The sequence below is a fragment of the Corallococcus silvisoli genome, assembly GCF_009909145.1.
In the GTDB taxonomy this organism is placed as follows: Bacteria; Myxococcota; Myxococcia; order Myxococcales; family Myxococcaceae; genus Corallococcus; species Corallococcus silvisoli.
The window spans coordinates 252,801-275,575 of record NZ_JAAAPJ010000011.1 but is presented as its reverse complement, the minus strand read 5'-3'; the positions used below and the strand labels follow the sequence as shown (position 1 = coordinate 275,575).

The 22,775-nt window shown below is 69.3% G+C and carries 32 protein-coding genes and 2 tRNA genes; 20 read left to right on the top strand and 14 right to left on the bottom strand.

Going from position 1 to position 22,775, the window contains the following annotated elements:
* The first annotated feature begins 222 nt into the window (after positions 1 to 222).
* The 4 genes from GTY96_RS23160 (at position 223) to GTY96_RS23150 (ending at position 1,301) form a co-directional block, all read left to right on the top strand.
* On the top strand, positions 223 to 759 hold the full coding sequence (locus GTY96_RS23160) for a Spy/CpxP family protein refolding chaperone (RefSeq protein WP_161665832.1): 537 nt from the start codon (positions 223 to 225) through the stop codon (positions 757 to 759).
* 114 nt (positions 760 to 873) lie between these two features.
* Complete coding sequence (locus tag GTY96_RS38335) at positions 874 to 1,005, top strand: hypothetical protein (protein ID WP_255442781.1); 132 nt, start codon at positions 874 to 876, stop codon at positions 1,003 to 1,005.
* A 136-nt stretch (positions 1,006 to 1,141) separates the two neighbouring features.
* Positions 1,142 to 1,213 (top strand) — tRNA-Val (locus tag GTY96_RS23155).
* A gap of 11 nt (positions 1,214 to 1,224) precedes the next feature.
* Positions 1,225 to 1,301: transfer RNA gene (locus GTY96_RS23150), tRNA-Asp, on the top strand.
* 1,251 nt (positions 1,302 to 2,552) lie between these two features.
* Here the strand turns inward: GTY96_RS23150 and GTY96_RS23145 are convergent.
* From GTY96_RS23145 to GTY96_RS23135, 3 genes are all read right to left on the bottom strand, one after another.
* Positions 2,553 to 2,879 carry a MerR family transcriptional regulator gene (locus tag GTY96_RS23145; RefSeq protein WP_201756309.1) on the bottom strand — a complete coding sequence of 109 codons (327 nt, stop codon included), beginning with the start codon at positions 2,877 to 2,879 and terminating at the stop codon, positions 2,553 to 2,555.
* Between the two features lie 839 nt (positions 2,880 to 3,718).
* Entirely contained in the window at positions 3,719 to 4,291 is a 573-nt protein-coding gene (locus tag GTY96_RS23140; protein ID WP_161665831.1) for a sce7726 family protein, read from the bottom strand.
* A gap of 173 nt (positions 4,292 to 4,464) precedes the next feature.
* A complete protein-coding gene (locus tag GTY96_RS23135; RefSeq protein WP_161665830.1) occupies positions 4,465 to 4,815 on the bottom strand; it encodes a hypothetical protein in 351 nt (116 codons plus the stop codon).
* Positions 4,816 to 5,039: 224 nt separating this feature from the next.
* Between GTY96_RS23135 and GTY96_RS23130 the strand changes: the two genes are divergently transcribed.
* From GTY96_RS23130 to GTY96_RS23100, 7 genes are all read left to right on the top strand, one after another.
* Positions 5,040 to 5,255 carry a hypothetical protein gene (locus tag GTY96_RS23130; RefSeq protein WP_161665829.1) on the top strand — a complete coding sequence of 72 codons (216 nt, stop codon included), beginning with the start codon at positions 5,040 to 5,042 and terminating at the stop codon, positions 5,253 to 5,255.
* A gap of 52 nt (positions 5,256 to 5,307) precedes the next feature.
* Positions 5,308 to 5,505, top strand: coding sequence for a hypothetical protein (locus tag GTY96_RS23125; RefSeq protein WP_161665828.1), 198 nt, complete (start codon positions 5,308 to 5,310; stop codon positions 5,503 to 5,505).
* Positions 5,502 to 5,840 (top strand): hypothetical protein, encoded by a 339-nt coding sequence (locus GTY96_RS23120; RefSeq protein WP_161665827.1) that lies wholly within the window; start codon positions 5,502 to 5,504, stop codon positions 5,838 to 5,840. The genes GTY96_RS23125 and GTY96_RS23120 overlap by 4 nt, the downstream gene beginning before the upstream one ends.
* Before the next feature lie 56 nt (positions 5,841 to 5,896).
* Positions 5,897 to 6,811, top strand: a complete 915-nt coding sequence (locus tag GTY96_RS23115; RefSeq protein ID WP_161665826.1) for a hypothetical protein — start codon at positions 5,897 to 5,899, stop codon at positions 6,809 to 6,811.
* 67 nt (positions 6,812 to 6,878) lie between these two features.
* Positions 6,879 to 7,355, top strand: coding sequence for a hypothetical protein (locus GTY96_RS23110; RefSeq protein WP_161665825.1), 477 nt, complete (start codon positions 6,879 to 6,881; stop codon positions 7,353 to 7,355).
* 2 nt (positions 7,356 to 7,357) lie between these two features.
* Positions 7,358 to 7,762, top strand: coding sequence for a hypothetical protein (locus GTY96_RS23105; RefSeq protein WP_161665824.1), 405 nt, complete (start codon positions 7,358 to 7,360; stop codon positions 7,760 to 7,762).
* A gap of 300 nt (positions 7,763 to 8,062) precedes the next feature.
* Complete coding sequence (locus GTY96_RS23100; protein WP_161665823.1) at positions 8,063 to 8,383, top strand: DUF6948 domain-containing protein; 321 nt, start codon at positions 8,063 to 8,065, stop codon at positions 8,381 to 8,383.
* On the opposite strand, the gene GTY96_RS23095 is transcribed toward GTY96_RS23100, so the two are convergent.
* Positions 8,358 to 8,822: a hypothetical protein gene (locus GTY96_RS23095; protein WP_161665822.1), complete on the bottom strand. Its 465-nt coding sequence runs from the start codon at positions 8,820 to 8,822 to the stop codon at positions 8,358 to 8,360. The two genes, GTY96_RS23100 and GTY96_RS23095, sit on opposite strands and share 26 nt — an antisense overlap.
* A 24-nt stretch (positions 8,823 to 8,846) precedes the next feature.
* Here GTY96_RS23095 and GTY96_RS23090 point away from each other — a divergent pair, with 24 nt between their 5' ends.
* The 7 genes from GTY96_RS23090 to GTY96_RS23060 all read left to right on the top strand — a co-directional run bounded on the left by GTY96_RS23090 (position 8,847) and on the right by GTY96_RS23060 (position 15,569).
* The gene (locus GTY96_RS23090) at positions 8,847 to 10,589 is read left to right on the top strand and encodes an amidohydrolase family protein (RefSeq protein ID WP_161665821.1); all 1,743 of its coding nucleotides are present in this window, start codon (positions 8,847 to 8,849) and stop codon (positions 10,587 to 10,589) included.
* A gap of 117 nt (positions 10,590 to 10,706) precedes the next feature.
* A complete protein-coding gene (locus GTY96_RS23085) occupies positions 10,707 to 11,294 on the top strand; it encodes a hypothetical protein (protein ID WP_161665820.1) in 588 nt (195 codons plus the stop codon).
* Between the two features lie 99 nt (positions 11,295 to 11,393).
* On the top strand, positions 11,394 to 12,755 hold the full coding sequence (locus GTY96_RS23080; RefSeq protein ID WP_161665819.1) for a hypothetical protein: 1,362 nt from the start codon (positions 11,394 to 11,396) through the stop codon (positions 12,753 to 12,755).
* Between the two features lie 221 nt (positions 12,756 to 12,976).
* Entirely contained in the window at positions 12,977 to 13,408 is a 432-nt protein-coding gene (locus GTY96_RS23075) for a hypothetical protein (RefSeq protein ID WP_161665818.1), read from the top strand.
* Between the two features lie 90 nt (positions 13,409 to 13,498).
* On the top strand, positions 13,499 to 14,218 hold the full coding sequence (locus tag GTY96_RS23070; RefSeq protein ID WP_161665817.1) for a hypothetical protein: 720 nt from the start codon (positions 13,499 to 13,501) through the stop codon (positions 14,216 to 14,218).
* Positions 14,219 to 14,294: 76 nt separating this feature from the next.
* Positions 14,295 to 15,125, top strand: a complete 831-nt coding sequence (locus tag GTY96_RS23065) for a KilA-N domain-containing protein (RefSeq protein WP_161665816.1) — start codon at positions 14,295 to 14,297, stop codon at positions 15,123 to 15,125.
* A gap of 39 nt (positions 15,126 to 15,164) precedes the next feature.
* Positions 15,165 to 15,569: a hypothetical protein gene (locus GTY96_RS23060; protein ID WP_161665815.1), complete on the top strand. Its 405-nt coding sequence runs from the start codon at positions 15,165 to 15,167 to the stop codon at positions 15,567 to 15,569.
* On the opposite strand, the gene GTY96_RS23055 is transcribed toward GTY96_RS23060, so the two are convergent.
* From GTY96_RS23055 to GTY96_RS23015, 9 genes are all read right to left on the bottom strand, one after another.
* Positions 15,559 to 16,047 (bottom strand): C40 family peptidase, encoded by a 489-nt coding sequence (locus GTY96_RS23055; RefSeq protein ID WP_161665814.1) that lies wholly within the window; start codon positions 16,045 to 16,047, stop codon positions 15,559 to 15,561. The genes GTY96_RS23060 and GTY96_RS23055 overlap by 11 nt on opposite strands.
* Entirely contained in the window at positions 16,044 to 16,400 is a 357-nt protein-coding gene (locus tag GTY96_RS23050) for a hypothetical protein (RefSeq protein WP_161665813.1), read from the bottom strand. Before GTY96_RS23050 ends, GTY96_RS23055 begins: the two co-directional genes overlap by 4 nt.
* Complete coding sequence (locus tag GTY96_RS23045) at positions 16,397 to 16,894, bottom strand: hypothetical protein (RefSeq protein WP_161665812.1); 498 nt, start codon at positions 16,892 to 16,894, stop codon at positions 16,397 to 16,399. The genes GTY96_RS23050 and GTY96_RS23045 overlap by 4 nt, the downstream gene beginning before the upstream one ends.
* Positions 16,894 to 17,349, bottom strand: a complete 456-nt coding sequence (locus GTY96_RS23040; RefSeq protein WP_201756308.1) for a hypothetical protein — start codon at positions 17,347 to 17,349, stop codon at positions 16,894 to 16,896. The genes GTY96_RS23045 and GTY96_RS23040 overlap by 1 nt, the downstream gene beginning before the upstream one ends.
* 22 nt (positions 17,350 to 17,371) lie before the next feature.
* Complete coding sequence (locus GTY96_RS23035; protein WP_161665811.1) at positions 17,372 to 17,818, bottom strand: hypothetical protein; 447 nt, start codon at positions 17,816 to 17,818, stop codon at positions 17,372 to 17,374.
* A gap of 8 nt (positions 17,819 to 17,826) precedes the next feature.
* A complete protein-coding gene (locus GTY96_RS23030; protein WP_161665810.1) occupies positions 17,827 to 18,975 on the bottom strand; it encodes a hypothetical protein in 1,149 nt (382 codons plus the stop codon).
* A gap of 115 nt (positions 18,976 to 19,090) precedes the next feature.
* Complete coding sequence (locus tag GTY96_RS23025; protein ID WP_161665809.1) at positions 19,091 to 19,453, bottom strand: hypothetical protein; 363 nt, start codon at positions 19,451 to 19,453, stop codon at positions 19,091 to 19,093.
* Positions 19,454 to 19,571: 118 nt separating this feature from the next.
* Positions 19,572 to 19,976 (bottom strand): hypothetical protein, encoded by a 405-nt coding sequence (locus tag GTY96_RS23020; RefSeq protein ID WP_161665808.1) that lies wholly within the window; start codon positions 19,974 to 19,976, stop codon positions 19,572 to 19,574.
* Positions 19,977 to 20,061: 85 nt separating this feature from the next.
* Positions 20,062 to 20,316 carry a hypothetical protein gene (locus GTY96_RS23015; protein ID WP_161665807.1) on the bottom strand — a complete coding sequence of 85 codons (255 nt, stop codon included), beginning with the start codon at positions 20,314 to 20,316 and terminating at the stop codon, positions 20,062 to 20,064.
* Positions 20,317 to 20,442: 126 nt separating this feature from the next.
* Between GTY96_RS23015 and GTY96_RS23010 the strand changes: the two genes are divergently transcribed.
* Together GTY96_RS23010 and GTY96_RS23005 are read left to right on the top strand one after the other, a co-directional pair.
* Complete coding sequence (locus tag GTY96_RS23010) at positions 20,443 to 20,709, top strand: hypothetical protein (RefSeq protein WP_161665806.1); 267 nt, start codon at positions 20,443 to 20,445, stop codon at positions 20,707 to 20,709.
* A gap of 26 nt (positions 20,710 to 20,735) precedes the next feature.
* Complete coding sequence (locus GTY96_RS23005) at positions 20,736 to 21,644, top strand: hypothetical protein (RefSeq protein WP_161665805.1); 909 nt, start codon at positions 20,736 to 20,738, stop codon at positions 21,642 to 21,644.
* A gap of 130 nt (positions 21,645 to 21,774) precedes the next feature.
* Here GTY96_RS23005 and GTY96_RS23000 read toward each other — a convergent pair whose 3' ends face one another.
* Entirely contained in the window at positions 21,775 to 22,704 is a 930-nt protein-coding gene (locus GTY96_RS23000) for a P63C domain-containing protein (RefSeq protein WP_161665804.1), read from the bottom strand.
* Between the last annotated feature and the right edge of the window lie 71 nt (positions 22,705 to 22,775).

The following is a 22,775-nucleotide window of genomic DNA, read 5'->3' as shown; positions in this document are numbered from 1 at the left end:
CGCATCGTCGCGGCTCGAAACACAATCGGTAACACGCGGGACATGTTCGCGGCACATGGGCGGAGCACCTTGCGCACGGTCAGCCCGGGAGCCCCGGGCCTGCACGGCACGGGACGCCGTGGGGGACAAACCCCTCCCAGTCGGTTCCCCAGGGTGTCCACGCGCCGCCAGGCCCCGGCTTCCGGGTGCGGTCTTCACGCGCACGTCTGGAGGAGCATCACCATGAAGCGCCACCTGTTCATGCTGGGCCTGCTGTTCGCCGTTCCCGCCTTCGCAACATCCACGACCCCCACGACGCAGGGCACCGCCCAGGGCGAGCACCGGCCGCCACCCTTCGAGCGAAAGTCGGGGGTCCGCTTGTTGCTCGACCACCGTCAGGAGCTCGCCCTCACCGACACCCAGGCCGCGAGCCTGGAGCGGATCCAGGCCGCGCTGGACGCGAAGAACGCGCCGGTGAAGGCGTCCCTGGAGGCACTGCGGCCGTCCCCGCCGCCGGGGGGCGGTGAGCAGGGCTCGAGGCCTCCAGGACCGCCGCCCGACACCGGCACGCAGGACGATGCGGCCCGCCGCGCCAACTGGGAGAAGGCCCACGGCCTGTTCGACGAGCTGCGCGCCAATGACATGGCGGCGTACCAGGAGGCCGAGCAGGTCCTGACGGACGCCCAGAAGACCCAGGCCCAGGCGCTCCTCCAGTCCGAGATGCGGTCCCATCACGGCCCGGGACCGGGGGGCCGGGGCGGTCCTCGGCGGGGCGAGTAGCCGCTCGAGCCCGGTGCCGGCCGCCCTGTCTCCGGGGCGACCGGAAACCCGCCGGTTGGATTGTCGTTTCCTGAAAGTCACGAACTCCCCGTCAGGATGTCAGACGGGGTCCGTATGTTCGGGCGCATGGAGGCGATGATGCAGACGCTGTTGGTGTTCGTGCCGGTGGCCCTGTTGGTGGGCGCCGGGTTGTTGATTCCCCGGTCCCGCCGCCGCGTGCGGCGGTGGAAGGTGCGGGCAGGCTAGGGCGGATCCGCGGGACCGGATCCGCCCCTGGAAAAGGAGGTGGAACGGAATGCGCGGGGGGCTCGAAAACGTATGCTTGACGGGGCCGGATAGGGACGGTACAAGCCGCCTCACTGAATCACGGCGGGGCCGCGCAGGGCGGATAGCTCAGCGGTAGAGCGGCGCCCTTACAAGGCGATGGTCACAGGTTCAATCCCTGTTCCGCCCAATAGATTTTGTGGGGAGTTAGTTCAGTTGGTTAGAACGCCGGCCTGTCACGCCGGAGGCCACGGGTTCAAGTCCCGTACTCCTCGCCACTTTGTCCCCTGCAAGCCCTCGGGTTTGCAGGGGATTTTTTTTGCCAGAATCCTCCGTAACACCACCGTAGCAGCTCGTCATCGCGTCCTCTCTGGGTTGGAGCTTCAGCTTCGCCACCTCGGCACAGAGGGCGCCCCACGGTGGCGTGGTGTAGGCGGCCATGATTCCGGGCCTCCGGCCGTGCGTCACCCAGGCCAGCAGGTCCTCCCGGGCGCCGTCGGCGCGGGCCAGGCTGATGAAGGTGCGGCGGGCGTCGTGCATCCGGCGGATGCGGATGCCGAGCGTCGCGCAGTCCCGGTGCAGCCGGCGCAGGGTGTGTTGGGGGCGCTGGTGGATGCCGGTGGGCGCTGGGACAATGAGGTCCTCCGCGCGGGGTGTCCGGCCGAAGGTGCGAGCCCAACCGGTTCCTTTCCACTCCGCGAGGATGGCGGAGAGCACGGGATGGACCGGCATCTGCCGCGTCACCCCCGTCTTCGTGCCCTTCACAACGTGCTTCTTGTGGTCGTACGACTTCGTAACCCACAGCTTGCCCAGCGGCTCTGACACGCCGTCCCAGTCCGCCCAGGTGACCGCGGCCGTCTCGCCAAAGCGCGTGGATCCGACGAACGCGAGGGCATAGGTGACGCGCCGGACCTGCGGCAGCCGCCGGTCCATCAGCAGCCCCAGGACTTCGTCGCGCTCGAAGACGGCGGAGTCGCGCCAGAGCGGGTCGGCATCCTCCGCGGGCGGGATTTCCCCCCGCCGCTCGCGGAGTTTGCACGGGGACGCCTCAATCAACTCCTCCACCACCGCATCCGCGAAGATCGTCCGGAGCACGGAGTACACGTGCCGCACGGTGCGGGGCGCAATCTCCTTGGCATGCATCTTCGCCTTCACATGGGCCATGGCGTCCCGGACGTGGACGTGGCGTACCTTGGAGAGTTCCATTTCCCCCAGGTACGGCAGCACGTGCGCCAAACGTCCCTTGTCGTCGTCGACGCTGGCGATGCCGCGAGCCTCGCGCCCAGCAAGCCACCTTGTGGTGTACGCAGAGACCGTCACTGGGCCGGTCGCGCTCAAGCCCTGCGCCTTCGCCGCCTCCACCTTGCGCTCGAGCGCGCGCAGCGTGCGGCGCGCCTGCTCCTCGTCTCCCGTCTCCAGTGAGACGGTGACTCGCTTCCGCGCCGCCTTGGCACCGGGCGATGCTGTCAGCGTGACGTAGTACCAGCCCCACCAGTACGGCGAGTCGGACCTCCGGTAGATGTTGCCCATCAGCGCGCCCTCCGCCGGGCGATGATGGCGTCAGCCTTCGCGTCGGCATTCGCATCCGAGCGCGCAGCCTGGGCCTTCGGTGCGTACAACTCGCTGCGCTTCACGAGCGCCGCGCGCCCTGGGCCGTACCTGCCAAGGATGCCCTTGGCCTGCCACGCGCGGATGGTGCTGACGGAGCAGCGCGCCTCCGCAGCAGCCTCTGCCTGGGACAACAACTCGTCGCCCCCGTCATTGGCCGCCGGCGCGGTACGCCGCACGCCAAGCACTCGCTCCACCTCACGCCGCACCATCGCTTCGATGTTGTCGGCGATGCCCTCGTCGCTCACCGTATCCCCCGGGTGTCGTGTCTCTGCACGTGCGTGCAGTATTGAGGCCACGACGAAATCCGATGTCCGTGCTGCTGCCTGTCGCTGCTGCCTGTCGCTGCTGAGGAGCATGTCGCCGACCCACCGCGCCCCCGGCACCAGCCGTGCCACGGTCGGACAACACTACTGATACATGTACCAAGAGCTTGTTTGGCTCGCAAGCGATTGGCCTCACTTTTCGCTTGCAATCGCACTCTGTGGCCGTGCGCTCGCTGTTTTCCAAGCAAGCTCGGCTGGAGCTGCGCGAGTTGCCGCGAGTGCCGTTTCCAGAGGGCGCGGGCGCGCTGATCAACTGCGCCCGAGATGCTTGCCCACCGCAACTTTCGCCGCGGGTATGTGTCATGGCAATGCATGCCATTGCGCGGTGCGTGGCGGCATTTGGCAATGTCACTGAGCGTGAAACATCGATGGCCCCATTCGCGCACGAGGTGCCGGCGGAGGCTGCTTCGCGGCTCGGCGTGGGCCGCCCCTGAAAGACGGCGTCCTCGCTCACGTAGTCAAGGCCGTGAGCGAGGTGCCGGAGGACAGGCGCCATGCCAGCACGTTGCGTCTGTGGATGCTGTGCTGACATGGCGCCACCTCGGAAAGACGGCACCCTCGCCCGACGAGGTAAGACGCCGGGCGCGGTGCCGGAGCCGCCTCCCGGGCTGCACCCCGTCGCACGGGTATGCCTCGCGGGCTGTGGCTCTGAATGGTGCCGGGCGTGCCGGCTGAGGTGGATGCTCGCTGCTTACCTGGGCCGAAGCCCCAGCGAGTACTGCGAACAACGAAAGGCAAGGTGCGCCGGTTCTGCGCGGCTGTCAAGACCCTCGCCACGCACTGCGCGTCAGCAGCACCTGGCGGACGCGTGCGCGAAGTTGCTCCTCCGGCAACACGCTGATGAGCCGCCGGTAGACCTCGTTGCGCGGTTGCGAGCGGACCCCAGTCGCCGCGCCCAACTCTTCGAGCATGGACAGCGCTTCTCCGCGCCACAGGAGCCGGGAGGTGGCGAGTGCGTCTGGCGCGGGATTGGCCTGCCCGTTGCGGACCTGCTCGAAGCGGATGCCGAAGAGGTCAACGCTCGCGCGGAGGATGCCCCACCAGGATGGCACCACCTGCAGTGCCTCCTGGAAGTGCGCGTCCCCGACGACGAGGGTGCAGCGGTCCAGGACGGCGCTGTACCGCACCACCTGCGCCGGCAGCCGGGTGAGCGTGTCCCGGTCTGCCTTGAGCTCATAGCCATGGAGGCAGTCCGCGGTGACGGACGCCACGTCCACGCGGCAGATGCCATGGGCGAGCCCGAGTTCGTCGAGGACGCGGGCTCCTGGGGACCGCTGTGCCACCTCCTGGCGCAGCGTTGGGCGGATGTCGCGGTCCCGGGCGGTGCAGGCCATGTGTCAGCCCTCCGGGTGGGGCCGGTGTGTCTCTCCGTGGTGCTCGCAGGCCCAGGCGGTGCCGCAGTCACACGCAACCGACTCCGCCTGGACGCAGCACGGCGCATCCCCGCGGATGAGGCTCCGCGGGCGCGGGCGGTGCCGAGCTGCCCTCGTTGAGCGCGGCGCGCTCATTACCGGCCGCTCTTCTTGGCGGCCTTTGCCGCGACGCCCTCGGCCTCCAGTCCGCGCACCATCAGTCGGGCCAGTGCCTCGTGGAGGCCAGCCGTGTCGCCCTCGTAGCGCGGGAGCAGTCCCTCGCGCTGGCGGAAGGCCGAGATCGCCTCGGCGTGGCTGTCGAGAGAGGCCTCCAATCGGAGGTGCAGGGCCATCACCTCCGTGAGGAGTTCCGTCTGGCCCCAACCGGACTCCAACTTCGCGGAGAGCCAGGCGTCCTGGTCCTGCGGAGGCCGGAACGCGTAGGTGCCCGTCTTCTTCCGGGCGGGGGGCTTGGGGGTCAGGGTCATGGCTTCGGACTGTCGCACATCGCCTCCTTCAAGGCAGCTGGTGGTGGGTCCAAATGTAGTTTGCATACTTCGTGTTTGCAAACTGCTGTTTGCAGCTTGCAAACAGCAAACAGATGCCGTACTGTCGGTCTCGTTGAGGCGGTCGGGCGAGGCGGTAGCGGAGCGGGAGTTCGGTGGTCGCCACCGGAGACGCCAGCAGGGCAGCACCGCAGGGCAGACACGCAGCACAGGGGGTAATGACCATGCTGAATTTCACGTGCTTCATCGTGGAGGGCGCCGGGCCCAACAGCGCGCAGGTCGTGCAGTACGACGAGCGCAGCGACGAGTTCTTCCTCGGCTTCAACACCGCCAATCCCTATCGCTTCCCGAGCGAGCAGCAGGCGAAGGATGCGGTGGGCAAGTTCGGCGGCATCGTCCGGATGGAGTTCGTCTCCAGGCCGCGGAGCTCCGACCACTAACCGAGCCACTCCGGCGGGGCGCCAAGACGGGCCCCGCCTCCTGGAGGCCGCCATGTCCACCATCAACCCCAGCGAGTTGCTGTCAGAGGCGACGGAGTTGGAGCGCCGCGCTGCCCTCAAGCTCAAGCAAGCTGCCTCTCCGTGGTGCACGTGCCGTGGAGCGGCCTACCTCAAGGCGGATGCCGCCATCATGCGCGTCGAGGCGGCGGTGAAGCGCGCGAAGGCCAACCTCCTGGAGGCTTCACAATGAAGCCGCTCCACGTCGTGCTCGCCGCGCTGGAGGCGCACCTGCGCGCGGGCCACTGCCGCCCCGAGGCCGACGTCCCGTACCTGCGCCATGAGATGGAGCGCATCGAGCGGGCGCAGGCCATGGAGTCAGAGAGCATGCGCGCCGCGGAGGACGCCATTGAGCGGTTGGCGCCGGACGGCAGTGCGCAGACGGACCGGAGTTGGCGCGAGCAGCAGGTGGCGTACACGGCGGCGCGGACGCGGCTCGCGGCGCTGGACCTGGAAGAGGTGCTCCTACGCTCCTCCGTCGAGTGCGAGTTGTGGTGGGCGAGGAAGCGCGCGCTGGTTGCGGCCTGAGAGTCAGACCGGCCTGATACGTAGGAATGCAACGTCAAACCTTTGGAGTCGTGACCATGTCGGATTTGGCGATGTTCGAGCCCGAGGTGATGGGTGGAGCGATGCGGGCGGCGGAGCAACTCGCGAGAAGCTCCCTCATCCCGCGCGCGCTCCACGGAAAGCCGGGAGACGTGCTCGTGGTGCTGCTCACCGGCCGCGAGTTCGGGCTGGGGCCGATGCAGGCACTGCGCAGCATCCATGTCATGGACGGCAAGCCGGTGATGGCGGCCGACCTCATGGTGGGCCTGTGTATCGCTCGGCGTGAGGTGTGCGAGTACTTCACCCTGGCGGAGTCCACCCCTAAGCGAGCCACGTACAAGACGAGGCGTGTTGGCGGGGCGGAGGTGTCGCTCTCCTGGACGATGGAGCAAGCCACGGCGGCGGGCCTCGGGGGACGGGACAACTGGAGGAAGTACCCGGACGCCATGCTCCGCGCCCGGTGCTCCGCAGCGCTCGCCCGCGCCGTCTACCCAGACTTGCTCGCCGGCACGTACGACCCGGACGAGTTGGAAGCCGCGGCGCCTACGGAGCCCCCCACGAAGTCGAAGCGCGAACCGCGCGTTGTCGAGTCCCAACCCGTCGAGCATGAACAGCCGGCGTTGCCGGCATCCACTCTGCCGGTGATGGATGTTCAGGGCGAACTTCGAGCACCTGTTGCTGAGTCGCCCCGCGAGTCGCGCCCGGCCCAGGTCCACACGTTCGCAAAGCCCGAGGCCGTCGCAGTGCTCGTTGCCTTCGGCCCCCACAAGGGCAAGGCGGCCAACGGACTCACGGACGCGGAGTTGGGCGCCACCCTCGACCTCGCCAACGCGAAACTCGCGGAGCAGCCGAAGGCGAAGTGGGCGCCGGTCATGAGGGCGAACCTGGAGCAGTTGCAGGCGGAGGTGGAGCGCCGCCTGGCCACGCCGCCAGAGCCCGGGGCGGGAGGCTGACGTGTCCTGTCCGGCCACAATCACGCTCTGGGCCTTCGGAAAACGTCGTGCGCGGAGCGGCAAGGCCATGCTCTTCCGGACGCCTGACGAGCGGGACATGTGGTTGCCGGTGGCTGTCTTCAGCGAGTGCGACGAGCCGGAGAACTCGCCGCACGGCACGGTGTACCCCACGCGGTTGGTGGTGCGGCGGGACTTCATGGCGCAGCACTGGCCGAACCTCCTGGCGAAGTTGGAGGCCGGGGTCCCTGTCCGTGCCGCTCCTGTGAAGCCGCGCCTGGTGCTCGCCGAGTCGAGCGTGGCTCGGCTGGTGTTGGAGTTCCGCGATGTGCTGGACGCTTCGCGGTTGGAGTTCGGGGGCGCGGCGGTGGTGCTCGGTCTCACCACGCGGCAGGTGCTGAAGTTGTGGGAGGGCTACCTGCGCGTCGAGTCGGACGAGGAGATGGCGAAGGTGGAGGCGGCGTTTCGGGCGGAGCTTGAGCGGCAGTCGAAGGTGGCGGGGGTCCCCGTCACTGAGGGCATCTACTGGCGGAACACGGAGGGGTAGCCATGAAGCAGACGCAGCAGGGCGTCTATGAGTCGATGGAGCGTGACGGGCGCGAAATGCTGGAGCGCTGGGTCCGTGAGGCGCGAGTGAAGGTGCGTGCCTGCAAGCACTCAGGCACGCAGGTGGCGAAGACGCAGCAGCGCATTGCCGACCGGTACGCCGCTGTGGCCAAGGACACCACGCGCAACCTGTGGTGCATCACCGTGAGCGGCTACGGCGAGTTCTACTGGGTCGGTACTCCTGCGAGTGCGCACGGACGACGCGTGGCGAAGCTCCGGTGGGAGGGCGGCCACAGCAGCCGGTGTGTGGCGGTGCGCCCGGCGCGCGATGACGAACCCAACGGTGAGACGGACTACCAGCCGCACGCCGCGAGCCTGGCTGCTGTCGTCGCCGCTGAGGCGGCCTGAACTGTCGCGGAGCCTGCGTGCCGGGAGCACCCGGGGACGTGCGCTGGCACGGCCACCAACACGCAGGTGACGCACCCCGGTGGCATTGGGCCACCGGGCCTTTACGCAGCAGCGTGCGTTCCGACTCTCTCGGCTCTGAGGGCACGGTGCGACAGCGCACGAGGTTGCACCCCGACGGCATGGTGCCGTCGGGCCTTTCGCGGCGCGGTTGTCGCGCGCCCGCTCGGAGTGGACGGGCACACCCCCTCCAGCCCACTCCGAGCTCTCTACGCAGTACTCACCCAGCAGCAGGAGGCAGTCATGGCGACGACGAAGAAGACGGCGGCGAAGGCGAAGCAGGTGGTGGTCATCTCCAAGCCCGTGGGCAGCAACTGGGCGCGCGTGCTCCAGGGGACGCTCATCGACTACGACCGCAAGGACGGGCACGCGGTGCTGGAGGGAGCCCGCCAGGCGCTCTACTACGGCAAGGACTCCGGCGGTGAGGTGGGCCTCGCCGCCGTGGGGCCGAAGGGCGACAGCCGGGTCGGGCCGAAGTTGCCCGGGCGCGTCGAGGTCCCGGGCGTCGTGCTGGTGGCCGACTGCACCGCCGAGGCCATCACGGCGTGGGAGTCGCGCAAGTGAGCGGCGGCACGCGTGGGTACGGGTCCGGGTACGGGGACGGGTCCGGGTCCGGGTACGGGTACGGGTACGGGTACGGGGACGGGTACGGGTCCGGGTCCGGGTACGGGTCCGGGTACGGGGACGGGTCCGGGTACGGGGACGGGTACGGGTCCGGGTCCGGGTCCGGGTCCGGGTCCGGGTCCGGGTACGGGTCCGGGTACGGGGACGGGTCCGGGTACGGGTACGGGTACGGGGACGGGTACGGGGACGGGTACGGGGACGGGGACGGGGACGGGGACGGGTCCGGGTCCGGGTACGGGTACGGGGACGGGGAGTAGCAGCGAACGCAGTGCCCGGAGCTCGCCGGGGTGATGTACCGAGCAGGTAGAGGACGCTGACGTGGGCGTGGGCCCGGCAGTGGCGACTCGAGGTCGCCCGCCAGCGCAGCAGCACGCAGCAAACCCACACAACTCACTGGAGTCGTATGTCTTTCCTCTCGCGTATCGCCGCGCTGGCATTCGCATGCCTCGCGGCAACCCCGACGTTCGCCAGTCAGCCCGAGCAGTCCACTCTGGGTGGCATCCCGCGCACGTATGCGGATCGCATCATCCTCAACGCGGACGTCTACACGTCCAACCCCACGGCGCCGCACGCTCAGGCGGTGGCTGCGAAGAACGGCTCCATCATCTGGGTTGGAACCAACGCCTCCGTCCTCAACTTCCGCGGCCCGAGCACGAAGGTTGAGAATCTGCACGGCAAGCAGGTGCTGCCCGGCTTCGTGGATGCGCACGAGCACATGCTCTTCCCCTTCGAGGCGGCCACCGAGTTGTGCTTCGTGCCCACCTTCGACGAGGACGGGCAGGTGGTCATCGGGGCTGACGGCATCCCGGTGCTCAACATGGACCCCACCTTCGACGAGGTGCGGACGTTCGCCTCGATCTGCGCCCAGCAGCGCCCCGCCGGCGCGTGGTCCGTGTTCCTCTTCGGGCGCAAGTTCTATCTGAGTAGCCACGGCCGCAACATCCGGGTGGAGTTGTCGCTGGCGTCGCCGAACAACCCCGTCACCGGGTTTGACGCCTTCGAGGGGCATGGCCAGTTCGCGAACAATGCGGCACTCAATGCCGCTGGCATCAGCATCTGGGACGCGGACCCCTACAGCGGTCTGTATGGACGCGCGGCAGACGGGAGCCTGGACGGTTTCGTGCACGAAGTGGGGGCCCAGGCGCTCGTCTTCGCGGCGATGGCAACTCGGCACCCTGACTCTTATTTCGCGGCCCAGTACACGCATTGGCTCGACGTGGCCGCCTCGGTGGGCATCGTGTCCGCGCTGGACATCCCCTTCGAGTACAGCCCGACGCGCGCCGCCGCGGTGAAGGCGCTCGTCAGCCATCCCGTCAACTTGACGGTGGCGTGCCTCCCGCTGTCCCCGACGGATGTCTGCCCCGAGGGACTGCGCGCCGCCAGCGGCAAGCTCTGGATCAAGAGCTTCGCGGATGGCGGCCTCAAGGCCTGCATCGGCTGGTCCAAGCGCGGATACCTCAACTCGGATGAGCAGTGCCCCTCCATCTACACGCCTGGGTACCTCGGACACAGCAACCTCTCCCACGCGGAGATGGCGGCGGCGTACCGGCGGGTCAAGAGCACGCCGAACGCGTGCAGCATCATCCACGCCTACGGCAGCGCGGCGGCCCAGTTCGCGCTGGACGTCGCGAAAGAGGAGCACATGCAGGGCCAGTGCGGCACCATGGAGCACTGGGACATGGCGGATCCGGAGACCGTGGACGGGTTGGCCCAACTCGGATGGCCGCTCGTGCAGAACCCGGGACACATCCAACTCAAGCCCGTGATCGACGAGTACCTGACGGCCACCGAGGCGGGACGCGCGTCCCCCTACGCGTCGGTAATGGCCCGTGGGGTGCGGCTGGCTTTCGGGCGCGACGGCTTCGGTCCCATTGCGCCGGGCGTGGACAGCCCCTTCGCGTGGATTGCCCAGGTCATGGAGCACTGGGATCCGTCGGAGCGTCTGACTGCCGAGCAGGGCGTCATCGCGGCCACCCGCGAGTCCGCTCAGGCCCGCCGCGAAGTGGGCGGCATGCTGGTGCCGGGCTACCCGGCGTCGTGGGTCGAGGTGGATCGCAAGGTCATCGGCGCTGATGCCGCCACGGTGCGTGCCGCCACGGTGCTGCGCACGGTGATCCGCGGGCAGGACGTCTACACCGCGCCGTAGTCCCCCCTCGCAGCAACGGCTGTCGCGGGCCGCGCAGTCATGGCGGCCCGCCTCTCTCTTCGCGCGCCTGGGAGTGCTCCAGGCGCGCGGCCCCTCCTTCCCCAAAGGTTCCACCCCATGAAGAAGACGCTGCAGTCGTTGCTTGTCGTCCTGCTGTGCTGGTCGCTCCCCGCCTTCGCCACCCCCTTCTCACCGCTCAACGTCGGCACGGAGATTCCGGGCCTGCGTCAGCCGTTTTCGGGCATCACCTACAACCATGCGCGACGCCTGCTCAACAACCTCGTGGCAGCGTTCGGAAAGCGAGTCGACCTGAAGCCTGGCGTCCCACTCACCGAAGCCGAGGTGGAGTGTGCAATGGCGCAGTTGAGCACGGCCTTCGTGCAGACGCTGATGCTGGGTGACATCCCCGGCGTGCCCACCGACGACCTCAAGGCGTTTCCAGACGCTCTCGCGCACTTCCGCGCGCGCGAGGAGTACTGGTGCCGGCCGCCGCCCGGGGGCCCGAACAAGGGCGCCGAGTTGGTGCGGCTTTGGACCATCCGCGTGACCGAGGGGACTCCCCAGGCAAAGACGCTGACGGAGACCTACGCCTCACGCGCCGCGAAGTACCGCTGGCCCAACGTCACTCCGAAGGACATGGCAGTGGCCGTCGCCATCGCGCTCGCCGTCGCCGCTGGGGAGTTGCAGCCGCTCCCTATCCCGTAGGCCACCGATGTCGTGCCGCGGGCGGCGCAGCACAGGCCGCCCGCCCTCTCCCCGCGCGCCGTCACGGCGGCGCGCCCTCTCGTAGCACGAGGTGACGTGATGAGCGACACGAACGATTTGAGAAATGCCGTGGGCGAGGCCATCAACCAGTGCTCCGGCGAGCGCCGTCGCAAGGCGGCATGGACTGCGCTCGAAGAGCTCGCTCGCGGCGCTTCCCAGGTGGCGGAGCTGGAGGCGAAGCTGTCCGCGCGAAGCTCCCGCGTGACGGAGTTGGAGCGCGATGTCCAGGAAGGGGGCGAGAGGGCTGATGCTCTCCAGGAGCAATTGCGCGTGCAGACGCATGCGACGAGCGCGGCGATGGACGCGGCAGCGCTCGTCCCTGGGCTTCAGGCCCGGGTCGCGGAGTTGAAGGAAGAGCGCGACGACGCCTTGGACCTCCTGCGCAGCGCCCGCGCCACGCTCACGTTGCTGGGCGACCGCCACGACATCTCCGAGCACGCCTTCCAGGAGTTGGCCTGCCACCTCGATGACGAGCCGTGCGGCGCCGATGGGGAGCGCATCACCACCCGCGCCGAGTCCGAGTGCGACGCGCTCCGCGCGCAGGTCGCGGGACTCGCCCAGGAGGCGCGAACCTGGCTGTTCCAGCCTGACGACGACGACAAGGAAGTTGTCATCACCCGGCCGCTCGCGTTCTGGCTCGCCCTCACCGACCCGCCCGCCACGACGACGCCCGTGCCGGAGCGCCCCCGCTGCGAGAAGTGCTCCGCCCCGGTGACGATGGCTGGTGCCATCCGCATGTGCTCGCGATGCGACTTCCCGGCGGCGGACTGCGCCTGCACGCCCGCCACGCCGCCGCTCCAGATGCTGAGCGCCCTGGACGTGCGCCCCGCGGTACCGCCGCTCAAGGAGCAGCAGAAGGAGAAGCGCGCGTTGAGCCGGATGACGGGCGCGCTCCTGGACTCCGGCATGCGGCTCAATGGGTGGACCCGCGCCTACGGCAACCCCGTCTGGCGCTGGCGGGATGCGGAGGGCAACTCCGCGTGCGTCAACGCGATGGGAGTGATGCACTCGCATGGCGACATAGAGGCCATCGCCACCGCGCTGGCGGATGAGGTGGGCGAGTCGTGCGCGGTGTCCATCCTCGTCAAGCGTGCCCTGGAGCGCCTCTGGCCTGCGCTGCACGTCACCACGCCGGAGCAGGGCGCTGCGGTTTCCGTCCTTCGGGCCGCGTACCCGGAGCTGCCGGTGCCGGAGGTGCAGGACCTGGTGGACGGCGAGCTGGCCCGGCGCGTCCTCGCCGCTGGTGTGCTCGATGGGGCCCGCCTCGGGGCGGAGGACATGCGCGCGCGGGCAGCGCGTCTCCTGGAGACGGCACCCTCTCCGGTGGCCCACTTCGCACGGGCCCTCGCCATGCGCATCCGCGATCTCTCGCTGCCCGGGGAGGAGGAGTCCCGTGGGTAGCAACGGGCACATGTGGCAGCACCGAGCGTACGCCGTTGAGGGTGACGTCGAGGGCCAGAAGCAGCCCATCCGGAAGTGCCTGAACTGTGGAATGGAGCGGACCCGCGACCGCTCAACTAGGTCGCTGGACGTGTTCCGTGCTGCTGGCGAATCGAAGTGGAAGGGATTCAGGGCCGGGGTCATCCCGCCGTGCGTCCTCGCTCGAAAGCCGGAGGTGTCCCGTGGCTGACCACCTCGAGCCCCAGCCGCCCCCGGTGGCCAACGACAAGCCCGCCGTCTGGGACCTCGTGGTGCAGGACCTGGAGCGCGACGAGGCGCGCGGCGGCGCCCGTGGAATCCCGCTCACGCCTTGGTCCATGCCAGCCATCTGGCGGCTGGTGCAGAAGGACGCGCGCGCCCGTGACACGCAGGGCCGCGCGCGATACGGAGTGCCCCTCCAGCCTCACAACGGGCGCGACGCGCTGGTGGATGCCTACCAGGAGGCACTGGACCTCGCCGTGTACCTTCGGCAGGCGCTGGAGGAGCGGCGCGCCGCGACCTTCGTCCCCGACCGCGAGCTCTACGTCGTCGAGCACCTGGTGCTCCTCTACGACCACGCGCGCGCCACCGTCCGGCACCTGCGCTGGCTGCTGCTCGCCCGCGACGGCAAGTAGCCCCCGCACCCCATCCATCCCTCTCACCACCTGCCGGCCTGGGCGCCGGACGGCAGGGCTCTACCCGCGCGCCCGCCCCCGAGGTCCCCCGTGTCGAAGCTCCCCTCCGCCGTCCTGCTGTTGTCCCTCCTCCTGTCCAACTCCGCCCGCGCCCAGGAGGACGTGGCGCCCTCCGACTCCGCGGGCTACCCGGCGTGGAGCTCCATCGTCGCCACGGCCACCGCGCAGGGGCTCCTCAACCCGGCCGCGCCCGGGGGCAACCCGCGCCCCCTGGCACTGAGCGTGGGGTACTCGCGGTGGAGCGAGCACGTCTCCCTCCAGGCGCTGGCCCACGTCGCCCCCAGCGTCACCGGGGACGGCCCCGACGCGGCCGGTGGGCTGCTGCTGCGCCCCGGTGGGCGCCTGGGCCTGAGCGCGGCAGCGCGCCTCCACCGACTGGGCGCGCGCGGCGCACTGCCGCTGACGGTGGGCGGCTACCTCGCCGCGGGCGCGTCCCTCGACTCCGCGAGTGGCACCTCCTGGACGTCGCTGCGCGCGGACGCGGGCGTGGCCCTGCACTGGTGGCAGGTGCACACGCCCGCGCAGTTGGTGCTGGGCACGGTGGAGGCGGGCCCGGTGCTGCGCCGCCGCACCGGGGAGGTCAGCGGCACCTGGCTGGGCATGTCCCTGGGCGCCTCCGTCACCGTGCAGAGGGTGACGGCCGGCCTGACGCTGACGCACGTGCCCGCCGGGGGCGCACCGGTGCCGGGACTCACGGGCACCCGCATCACCGCGGGCGTCGCGCTCCAAGCCGACCTGCTGCCGCTGTAGTCGGAGGACCCGCGCCGACGCTTCTTCTCCAATGCCTCTGACCGCGGCGCACGGCAGAGGTGTTCACGCGCGCCAGATGGAGATCGTCATGTCCTGTCAGCCCAGCAGCATCCAGGTCGCCGGTGTCGTCATCACGCAGGACGCCCACGGCAGGTACAGCCTCAACGACTTGCACCGCGCGGCCGGCGCGGAGCTGCGACACCAGCCGTCGAACTTCCTCCGTCTCGACGCCACGAGGGAGATGGTGGCAGCACTCACCCGTTCCTCAGATCTGAGGAACGGTCCGGTCGAGTCCATCAGGGGCGGCCCCAACCAGGGGACCTACGTCTGCGAGGACCTTGTCTACGACTACGCCATGTGGGTGTCGGCGGAATTCCGGGTGAAGGTCATCCAGGTCTTCAAGACCCATCAGCGCGGTAGCTCGCTCGCGCCGGTGGCCCCCGCCTTCGCGGTGCCGAAGACACTGCCGGAGGCCCTGCGCCTCGCGGCCGACCTGGCGGAGCAGGTGGAAGCCCAGCAGGCGCAGCTCGTCGCCCAGAAGCCAGATGTCGACCTCGCCCGGCGGTACCTGGACTCGGAGGGGCGTGACAGGTGCCTACTCGACGCTGCGACGGCCCTGTGCATCCCGCCCAACACCTTCTACGCCGCGCTGGAGTCCGAGGGGTTCTGCTACCGGCGCCCGGGGTTGAACCGGAAGAAGAAGAAGAAGAACCGCCTCCTGCCTCACGCCGAGTTCGTCACCAAGGGCTACCTGGTGAACCGGGCGCGCCTCGCCAAAGGGGCGAAGGGAGTCGAGCGCGACGTCGGCCAGACGATGGTGACGCGCGCTGGGATGGCTTTCTTCCACCACCGCTTCGCGCACCTCTCCACCCGCCAACCCGAGCAACTCGCACTGCTCGATGCGTAGACCGCCGCCTCAACCCAAACCTTCACTCGAGACACGACGATGACCGCCACGAACGCTACCGCCCAGCCCACTGAACCGCTCCGCCACACCGACCTCAACATCCTCCACGCCCTCTTGTCCCTCGGCGAAGCCCTGGCAGCGTCGAAGGGCGCGAACGCGCGACTCGCGTACCGGGAGACGATGGAGACCATCTACAACAACACCGGCATCGCCATCGTCCACCTGGACGAGTCGGCGGGGTTCCCGCTGCTCGCGAAGCAGAACAAGGTGGATCCTGGAGACTGGCGCTACTCGCTCTCCGAGAAGGGGCGCGCGTACGCGACCGAGACGCCCTTCTCCGCCCAGGGCATCGCCGGCCGCCAGATTCTCTGGAAGGCCGAAACGCTGGAGGACCTCAAGGCCCTCATCAGGCGGCATCGAGGCGACGATCTCATCACGAGCTGAAAGGCAGCCGGCGGAAGCCCAGGACGTCGCCCCGGTAGGCGATGCGCGGGAACGTCTTCACCCGCGCGCCAGCCGCGGCGGCATCCGCCAGGGTGAGCGTGGTGCTGCCGCCCCCGGATGCGCCCACCACCACGCCCGCGCCGACATACACCATGACGTGGTTGGGATCCTCGCGCGTCACCGGGCGGCCATCCGCCGTCTTCGTCCCGGGGCGCCCGTACAGCACCAGATCGCCCGGGAGCAGCTCCGCCTCGATTGCCACTGGCGTGCAGACGTCCCAGAGGCGGTCGGTGTTGTGCGTGGCCCGCCAGTCCGGGCCGCCCACTTCCTGGAGACACCAGGTGACGAGGCCGCTGCAGTCGAAGAGACGGAGGGCGGACGCGCTCGGCTTGAGCCCCTTGGCTCCCCAGCGGTAGGGGGCGCCCATCTGCTCCAGGACCAGCGCCAAGAAGGCGGCGCGCTGCGACGGGGCGCTCATGTCGTCACCGTTTTCGGGTAGCGGGCGCGGTACCAGCGGCGCCACAGGGGATGCACGGCGAAGACGGCGCAGCCGACGAGGGCGGAGTATGAGCCTTTCACGGCGAAGTAGGTGAACCACGCCACCTCCTTGCCGACGAAGTAGAGAGCCGCCATCCGGAAGCAGTCGACGGAGGGGATGGGACGGGCCGCTTCGGCCTCTGCCATGCGAGACGAGACGGAGGCATGATGGAAGCCGAGGGCCACCGCGAGCGCGCCCAACCACTCCAACGTGTCCGCGCGGGTGAAGAGGTTGACGGCGATGAGGACCGCGTACACCGCGGCCGCCTCCAAGTGCCACGTGCGCAACTTCATCGGCAGCCCCCGGCAGCCCGGCAGCCCACGAATCCGCCGGCCGCGAACGTGACGACGGCCAGCCCCACGAGGACGGGCGTGGACCAGCGCGCGGACATCGCCGTGGGCACCTCCCGCACCGGCACGCCGGGCAGGGGAGGGCCGCGTGCGGCGAGCTCGGCCCGGGCCGCGTCGCGCTGCTCCTGGGCGCGCCGGAAGGCGGCGTCCGCCAGGCGGTAGCCCTCCGCTGTGAGGTACCAGCCGGGGCCCACGCGCGTCATCTGGCCGTAGGGCTGCCCGTCGGGCCCGTACAGCGTCACCAGCCCTCCGGCGACGCACCGGGCGTCAGGGCCGGAGTGGTAGTCCGGAGGGGCCGCAGCGGCCTGCGCACGGCCTTCCTCGGGGCAGCCGACGGGAGAGGACGCCTGGGCCGAGGTGGCCACCGGGGCGTCCGTGGGCGTCGCCCTCGCCGACGTGGCGAGGAGGAGCGCCAGGACGACGAGGGCCGGGCGCATCAGCACTCCCCTCGCGCGGCCTGGGCGACGCTGCACGTGGCCGCCACCTGCACCACCGGGCCCGCCTCGGGCACCAGCGTGTTGCCGGCGGCGTCCGCGGGTGGCGCGGCCACGGCCTTCACAGGCTCTGGCTCGACGACACCAGCCAGCAGCGCCAGCAGGCCCGTCAGCGGCGCGACGAAGGGCTGGACGGAGGCGGGGAGGGCGCCGCCGAGGGCGTTGAGGGCCTGCACCAGCCCGAGGGCCAGCGGCACCAGCGTCGTCGGCAGGAGCGGCTTGCCGACGGCCCACGCGGGCATGCGCCAGCCCTTGCCGGCGAGGTACAGCGCGACACTGCCCAGGCCGGCGCACAGCAGGTTGTAGGGGGCGGGGGCGAACTCGCTCCCGGCGAAGAGGGCCGCGCCCAGGGCGAGCGCGAGCCAGACGAGGTTGGCGGGGATGAGGGGCTTCAGCATGCGGGGCTCCGAGAGGGTTGGGCTACTGCTGGTAGTCACGCACCGCGCGGGTGCGCGGAGCGTTGAGCCGGTCGAGCAGCACCTCCTGCCGCCGGTCCATCCTGTCGATGGTGCTGCTCATCGCGCGGAGCCGCTCCTCAAGCAGGTCCACACGCCTGTCCGTCGCGGCGATGGACGCCTTGACGCCCTCGATGCGGGCGTCGGCCGCGGTGCGGTACTCGCGGAGTTGCGTCTCCCCGGCCTCGCGCGACTCGGTGGCCAGGCGCACTGCAGCCTGCGCGGAGGCCACGGCGAGCTCGGCCCTGTCGGCCACGCGCTCCAGGCGCCCGACGGCCCCGTAGTACGCGCCCAGCCCGGCGGCGATGATGCCGGCGATGGCCGCGATGGTGCGGGCGTGGCCCAGCCAGCCCTCAAGGCCGGTAGGGCGCTCCGGAGATGGCGCAGGCGGCGGCGCGGACGGAGTCGTCACGGCGTCTCCTACGGGTTGGGCTGCGCACCCAGGACGGCGATGTGCATCCGGATCGAGCCGCTCGTCTGGAAGTTGTAGAAAGGGAAGGGCAGCGTGCTGCCGCTGATGTCGCGGCACGACACCGAGAACGAGTTTGCGCCGTTGAAGACGGCGCCGCATGAAATGGTGCTCGCGAAGGGCGTCACGAGGATGGCGTAGTTGTTGTTGGCCATGTTCGCCGTCATGTTGACGGTGAGTTGCGTGGTGCTGACGCTGGCGCTGAACACGTTGAACCCATCCAGCACCGTCGTTGCCGTCGAGCCGCCTCCCGTCGTCGTGATGGTGGCCCACGCCTTGACGATGTTCTTGGGGGTGACAGCGTTGTAGAACCCCGTGCCAGATGCCGGAGTCGCGCCGGTGATGGAGAACTTCGTACCGCTAAGGACGACCTCTCCACTCGATGGAACGAGGGTGATTTGGCCGTTGGGCGCGGCCTCGTTAGCCAGCACCATGCTGTTGCTGAAGGCACCCGGGTAGCCGAAGTACCCCGAGCGCACCGCGGGCAGTGCGCTGTTGGAGTAGAACTCCATGTACGTGTGGTTGAGCGTCCCCGGCTTGAGCGTCACGGCCGCCGCGCCGCCGGTGAACATGCCCTGACCCGCCACCGTCGCCGTCCCGCTGACATTGAGCGTGGCGAGCTGCGTGGCACCGGAGACGGTGAGGCTGCTGGCGGTGACGCCTCCGTCCGCCACGAGTCCCACGTCGAAGTTGGCCGGGCGTTTGAAGTTGGTGCCCGCCGCCGTCCATGTCTGCACCTGCGTCGCGTCCGCCGACATGGCCACGGTGCCCGCGCTGGGCCGGTACAGGCCGGTGTCCGGGTCCGCGTCCCACGACAGCGCCGGGGCCGCGACGGTGCCCGTCGCCAGCTTGAGAGGCGCCTGCATCGCGCCCTTGCCGCTGCGCGAGAGGCTGTCAGTCAACTCCGAGGAAATGTCCCCCAGGGTGCTGTTGGCCCACGTGCTGCTGATGGTGGTGCCCGGCACCACCGGGTTGCCGGTGGGCAGCGCGTACGTGCCGGAGGAGTTCCGGGACGCGTCCGCCGACGGCGTCAGGGAGAGGGTGAGTCCGAGGGCGGCGCCGACGGCGACCGCGACGAGGGGAGCGATTCGAGCGCGCATGCCCGGCAGATTCCCGCCGGGTGTGGACTTCGTACGCTCTCCCTGCGAACCGGGCGAAACGGGGGACGTGTGCATCCCCGAAGCGTCAGGGCCCCCGTGGACATGGTGCAGACGTTCAGGAGAAGAACGCTATGAGCCTTTGGACGATTGCGGCCACAGCCCCCGCAGCGCTGCCGCCGACGAGAAGTTGAATCCACCGCCAGCGCCGGACGTCTCGCCTGTCCTTAATGCCTTCAAGAACGGCGTGTTCCTTGATGAGCGCGTCGAGGCGGACGCTGAGACCCTCCAGTTCGCCCCATTTTTCAGAACTGAGACGAAAGTTCTCCCACATCTCCTTGTTCGTGCGGATGCTTCGCGCCTCAGCAAGCAGCCTGGGGATTTCTTTTTCGACTTCTGCGAGTCGCTCCTCGACGGCGATGAAGAGTTGATCGCGGCGGTCCGTCTCTTCAGTCAACTGTTCAATCTGTTCTTTCTGCAAGGGTCTCCTTTCAGCAGCAAGGCTCAATAGCTACCCCACGTGCTCCACGTGAGGCGATGGACGGTGCGGCGGACGAGCAGACCTCTTACGAGAGCCCTGCTCGTCACGGCCTAACCGCTCAGCGGTCCACGAGTGCCTTGACGATAGAGGTCAGGGCCGATTCACGTTCCTTCTTCCCGTCGGGCCTGACAACCTCGAGTCCAAGGAACGTCTTGGCATTGACCGAGAACGGCAACTCAATTCTCTTCTCGCCGCCGTTGATTGCGAGGAGAAACGCCTTTCCATCATTCGCCAGGCTGATGCTCGCATCGGTCCGAGCACTTCGTTGCCATGGGACGTGAGCGGTGTAGATGCCGTCGCCCGACTCCACAAACCTGATGCCGTGGCTCCCCTGGCCATTCAGGGCCAACATCTCCGTGAAGAGCTGCTTTGCGGCTTCGCGGCGGGCCGCATAATTCGGGCGGTTTTCCTCGGAGAACTCTTCGAGGAACGAAAGCGCTTCCTTACTCATGTCGGTTGGCACAGGAACCCCCTTGCATGCGCTGACATTGGCAGGCGCGAGGACCGTACGACGGCCCGGCATCGCTCGCCACAAGCCATTGCCGCCCCTACCGCTTCTTCTTCTCCCGGGCGCCCACGGCGTCCTCCTCCTGCCCCTCGCGCTTCTCGTAGTCGTCGCAGGAGAGTTCCAGGAAGCGGGCGACAACGGCGTTGCGCGAGATGACAGCGGGCCTCTTCCCGGACGCCCTCCGCTGTGCGGTTTCGCGTGCTGCAATGGCGTCTATCCGGCCCCATAGGCTGACCGGCAGCCGGATGGAGACCGCAGACACCTCCTCCACGTCATCATCCTCGAAGAGCGGCATACATCCCCCAGATTGGCGTCGAGGCGAGGCTATGCGTCATGGCATGCCATGACAACTTCGATTCGCATCGCCTTGACGTGTCGCCACTTTGTGGCTACAACGTGGTCCATTGAGTCAGGGGGCACCATGGCCACGAAGCGGACGGCGAAGCGGGACTGCGAGAAGGGCGACTGCGGCACCACCACCTGCCGGGCGTGCGCGCTGCGCGTGCTGAGGGAGCGCGTCCAGGAGGCACGGAATGCCGTCGCCTCCCTGGGCGATTCGGCCCCGGAGCGAGGCCGCGTCACCCTCCTGCCGCGCGCCTACCACACCGCCACCCTCCTCCAAGTCGAGGCGCTCCTCTCGGACGCCCTGGACGCGCTCCCCACCCCGGCCGTTGCGGCTGGGCGCTAGGCTGGCAGGCAACCATGAGGGGCCGGATGAATACGCGACGCGAGCAGCCGTTGATGGAGCGACACGAGGGCGGAGTGGGGCCGTACCGCTTCGGGCGGCGGCTGCGCGTCGGCGAGGGGCTGGGGCGGGTGTACGAGGCTCGCAACGAGGAGACGGGCAACCCGGCCTACGTGGTGACGCCCACGGGCGCCCGGTTCGACTTGGCGCCGGATGTGGCGCTCCAGTACCTCGTGACGACCTCCGTCCGTCCCTCGTTCATCGCCTGCGAGCTCCTCTCCGTTGAGACGGGCGCCTCCCCAGGCACCGTTGAGGACGAGTTGGCCGACACGAGCGAGGACGTGATGGACATCTTCCAGTCGGCGCTGCGGGCACCCCAGCGGATGGCGCACCTGCTGACGGGACGCGTCCCGGTCGCCCCGCGGCAGCCGCCCAAAGCGGTGCCGGAGCCCATCGCCGCGCCCTCCGTCCTCCCTGCCGCACTGCCCGTCGCCCGGCCGCGTCCGTGGCTGCGCATGGTGGCCGCTGGCGCCGTGGCGGCCACCGCCGTGGTCCTCGCCGTCCACTCCGGCGCGCCCCCGGAGCCTCCTCCGTCCGAGCCGACGGTGGTGTACGTGCCGGCGACCGTAGACGACGGCGTCATGACCAACACCCTCTCAGGTGGGTCCTCCTCGCGGCCCCTGACGGTTGAGCGGCGCCTCTCCGTCCCGGACCGGCCGCTGGATGGCCAGAAGGTGCCCCCGTGCTCGAAGCCGGAGCGCGAGGTCAACGGCGGCTGTTGGATCCAACTGAAGGACGACGCGCCCTGCCCGCCGAAGACGGCGGAGTACAAGGGCGGCTGCTACATGGCGGTGCCCGCGCCCCCGGGGCAGTCCCTCTGGGAACTTCCTCCGCGCGGGATGGCGCCCGCGAGCCCCAGCATCCACCGCCAGCCCTGACGGCGCTGCAGCCGCCCTTGGAAGGGTCTATTCGGTCTTGCCCCTTGACCCTCGGCAATACCGAGGGTCGGACCACTCCTCATTCCTGAGGAGTGGTCCGAAGGGTCACATCCGTTGTGACCACCGCGGGTCATGCTCGGTCGCGCTCGTCCAGCAGGTCGTCGCTGAGCGGCAGCGACAGGGTGTCACCCAGACGCGGCAGCGCCTGGTTCGCAAGGTGACGGAGTTGCTTCAATGACTTCGCCAACTTCATGAGCGCGAGCAGCGCGTGGAGGTGCCCGATGAGAACCTCAACGCCGAAGTCGTCGCTCAGGAACTGGTGGTGGCGCGCCTGGCGGTTGCCGTTCGCGTCGGAGGGGTTGCGCTCCTCCAGCGCCGGCACCAGCCCGGGCGCGCCCATGCGGCGGTAGATGAGGTCCCGTGTCAGCGCGGCGAAGTAGCGCGGGTGGTTGCCTCCACGCTTCGGCAAGCCGGTGAGTCGGTAGAGTTCGTTGTAGAAGGCAGTGGTGAAGCGCTTCACGCGGGGGCCTGGCGTCTCGCGCAGGAGCCGCCCCAACAATGCCTGAAGGGCGTCGGGCGCGCGCTGCTGTTGGTAGCCCGTGGCTTCGTCCACGACGGCGACGATGCCCACCTTCATGAAGCCGAGCGCCACCACGCGGGCCTGCATCGCGATGTGGGCTTGCTGCTTTTGGAGCACGCCCTCGATGTCGGCACGCATGATGGCGTCGCACAGGTCGGCCAGCACCGTCGCCTCGTAGCCCCGGACGACAGGACCACCACCCTTCGGGTGGAACAGTAGGGGTGAAGTGCTCCGGTCGGTTAACCCATCGGAAACATAAGGCTTTAGCCTCTCAGAGGCCACGAAACGGGCCAGTCGGTCCGGTCCGCTCGACGGGCCGCCGCCAAACGACATTCCCAGCGCATTGAGAACTCCGGCCTGAGAGAGGGCACGGACTCCGTTGTTGAGGACGTAGCACGGCAACTCGACGCCCCCGATGTTGAGGACTGCGTCGTACTCCGCCTTGAGGACCTGCGACGCAACCGGTTTGCACTTCGCCATCGACGACCTCCAGGAAAGACACCTCGCCCGCCGGTGCCACGAACACCGGCGGGGAGGCGGCGCCTGCCGGC

What these genes read in the sequence shown, in the direction of transcription:
- GTY96_RS23160 (WP_161665832.1), top strand. Translation starts at nt 223, where the DNA reads ATGAAGCGCCACCTGTTCATGCTGGGCCTGCTGTTCGCCGTTCCCGCC.
- GTY96_RS38335 (WP_255442781.1), top strand. Translation starts at nt 874, where the DNA reads ATGTTCGGGCGCATGGAGGCGATGATGCAGACGCTGTTGGTGTTCGTG.
- GTY96_RS23140 (WP_161665831.1), bottom strand. Translation starts at nt 4,291, where the DNA reads ATGGCCTGCACCGCCCGGGACCGCGACATCCGCCCAACGCTGCGCCAG.
- GTY96_RS23130 (WP_161665829.1), top strand. Translation starts at nt 5,040, where the DNA reads ATGCTGAATTTCACGTGCTTCATCGTGGAGGGCGCCGGGCCCAACAGC.
- GTY96_RS23125 (WP_161665828.1), top strand. Translation starts at nt 5,308, where the DNA reads ATGTCCACCATCAACCCCAGCGAGTTGCTGTCAGAGGCGACGGAGTTG.
- GTY96_RS23120 (WP_161665827.1), top strand. Translation starts at nt 5,502, where the DNA reads ATGAAGCCGCTCCACGTCGTGCTCGCCGCGCTGGAGGCGCACCTGCGC.
- GTY96_RS23115 (WP_161665826.1), top strand. Translation starts at nt 5,897, where the DNA reads ATGTCGGATTTGGCGATGTTCGAGCCCGAGGTGATGGGTGGAGCGATG.
- GTY96_RS23110 (WP_161665825.1), top strand. Translation starts at nt 6,879, where the DNA reads ATGCTCTTCCGGACGCCTGACGAGCGGGACATGTGGTTGCCGGTGGCT.
- GTY96_RS23105 (WP_161665824.1), top strand. Translation starts at nt 7,358, where the DNA reads ATGAAGCAGACGCAGCAGGGCGTCTATGAGTCGATGGAGCGTGACGGG.
- GTY96_RS23100 (WP_161665823.1), top strand. Translation starts at nt 8,063, where the DNA reads ATGGCGACGACGAAGAAGACGGCGGCGAAGGCGAAGCAGGTGGTGGTC.
- GTY96_RS23090 (WP_161665821.1), top strand. Translation starts at nt 8,847, where the DNA reads ATGTCTTTCCTCTCGCGTATCGCCGCGCTGGCATTCGCATGCCTCGCG.
- GTY96_RS23085 (WP_161665820.1), top strand. Translation starts at nt 10,707, where the DNA reads ATGAAGAAGACGCTGCAGTCGTTGCTTGTCGTCCTGCTGTGCTGGTCG.
- GTY96_RS23080 (WP_161665819.1), top strand. Translation starts at nt 11,394, where the DNA reads ATGAGCGACACGAACGATTTGAGAAATGCCGTGGGCGAGGCCATCAAC.
- GTY96_RS23065 (WP_161665816.1), top strand. Translation starts at nt 14,295, where the DNA reads ATGGAGATCGTCATGTCCTGTCAGCCCAGCAGCATCCAGGTCGCCGGT.
- GTY96_RS23060 (WP_161665815.1), top strand. Translation starts at nt 15,165, where the DNA reads ATGACCGCCACGAACGCTACCGCCCAGCCCACTGAACCGCTCCGCCAC.
- GTY96_RS23055 (WP_161665814.1), bottom strand. Translation starts at nt 16,047, where the DNA reads ATGAGCGCCCCGTCGCAGCGCGCCGCCTTCTTGGCGCTGGTCCTGGAG.
- GTY96_RS23050 (WP_161665813.1), bottom strand. Translation starts at nt 16,400, where the DNA reads ATGAAGTTGCGCACGTGGCACTTGGAGGCGGCCGCGGTGTACGCGGTC.
- GTY96_RS23045 (WP_161665812.1), bottom strand. Translation starts at nt 16,894, where the DNA reads ATGCGCCCGGCCCTCGTCGTCCTGGCGCTCCTCCTCGCCACGTCGGCG.
- GTY96_RS23040 (WP_201756308.1), bottom strand. Translation starts at nt 17,349, where the DNA reads ATGCTGAAGCCCCTCATCCCCGCCAACCTCGTCTGGCTCGCGCTCGCC.
- GTY96_RS23030 (WP_161665810.1), bottom strand. Translation starts at nt 18,975, where the DNA reads ATGCGCGCTCGAATCGCTCCCCTCGTCGCGGTCGCCGTCGGCGCCGCC.
- GTY96_RS23015 (WP_161665807.1), bottom strand. Translation starts at nt 20,316, where the DNA reads ATGCCGCTCTTCGAGGATGATGACGTGGAGGAGGTGTCTGCGGTCTCC.
- GTY96_RS23010 (WP_161665806.1), top strand. Translation starts at nt 20,443, where the DNA reads ATGGCCACGAAGCGGACGGCGAAGCGGGACTGCGAGAAGGGCGACTGC.
- GTY96_RS23005 (WP_161665805.1), top strand. Translation starts at nt 20,736, where the DNA reads ATGAATACGCGACGCGAGCAGCCGTTGATGGAGCGACACGAGGGCGGA.
- GTY96_RS23000 (WP_161665804.1), bottom strand. Translation starts at nt 22,704, where the DNA reads ATGGCGAAGTGCAAACCGGTTGCGTCGCAGGTCCTCAAGGCGGAGTAC.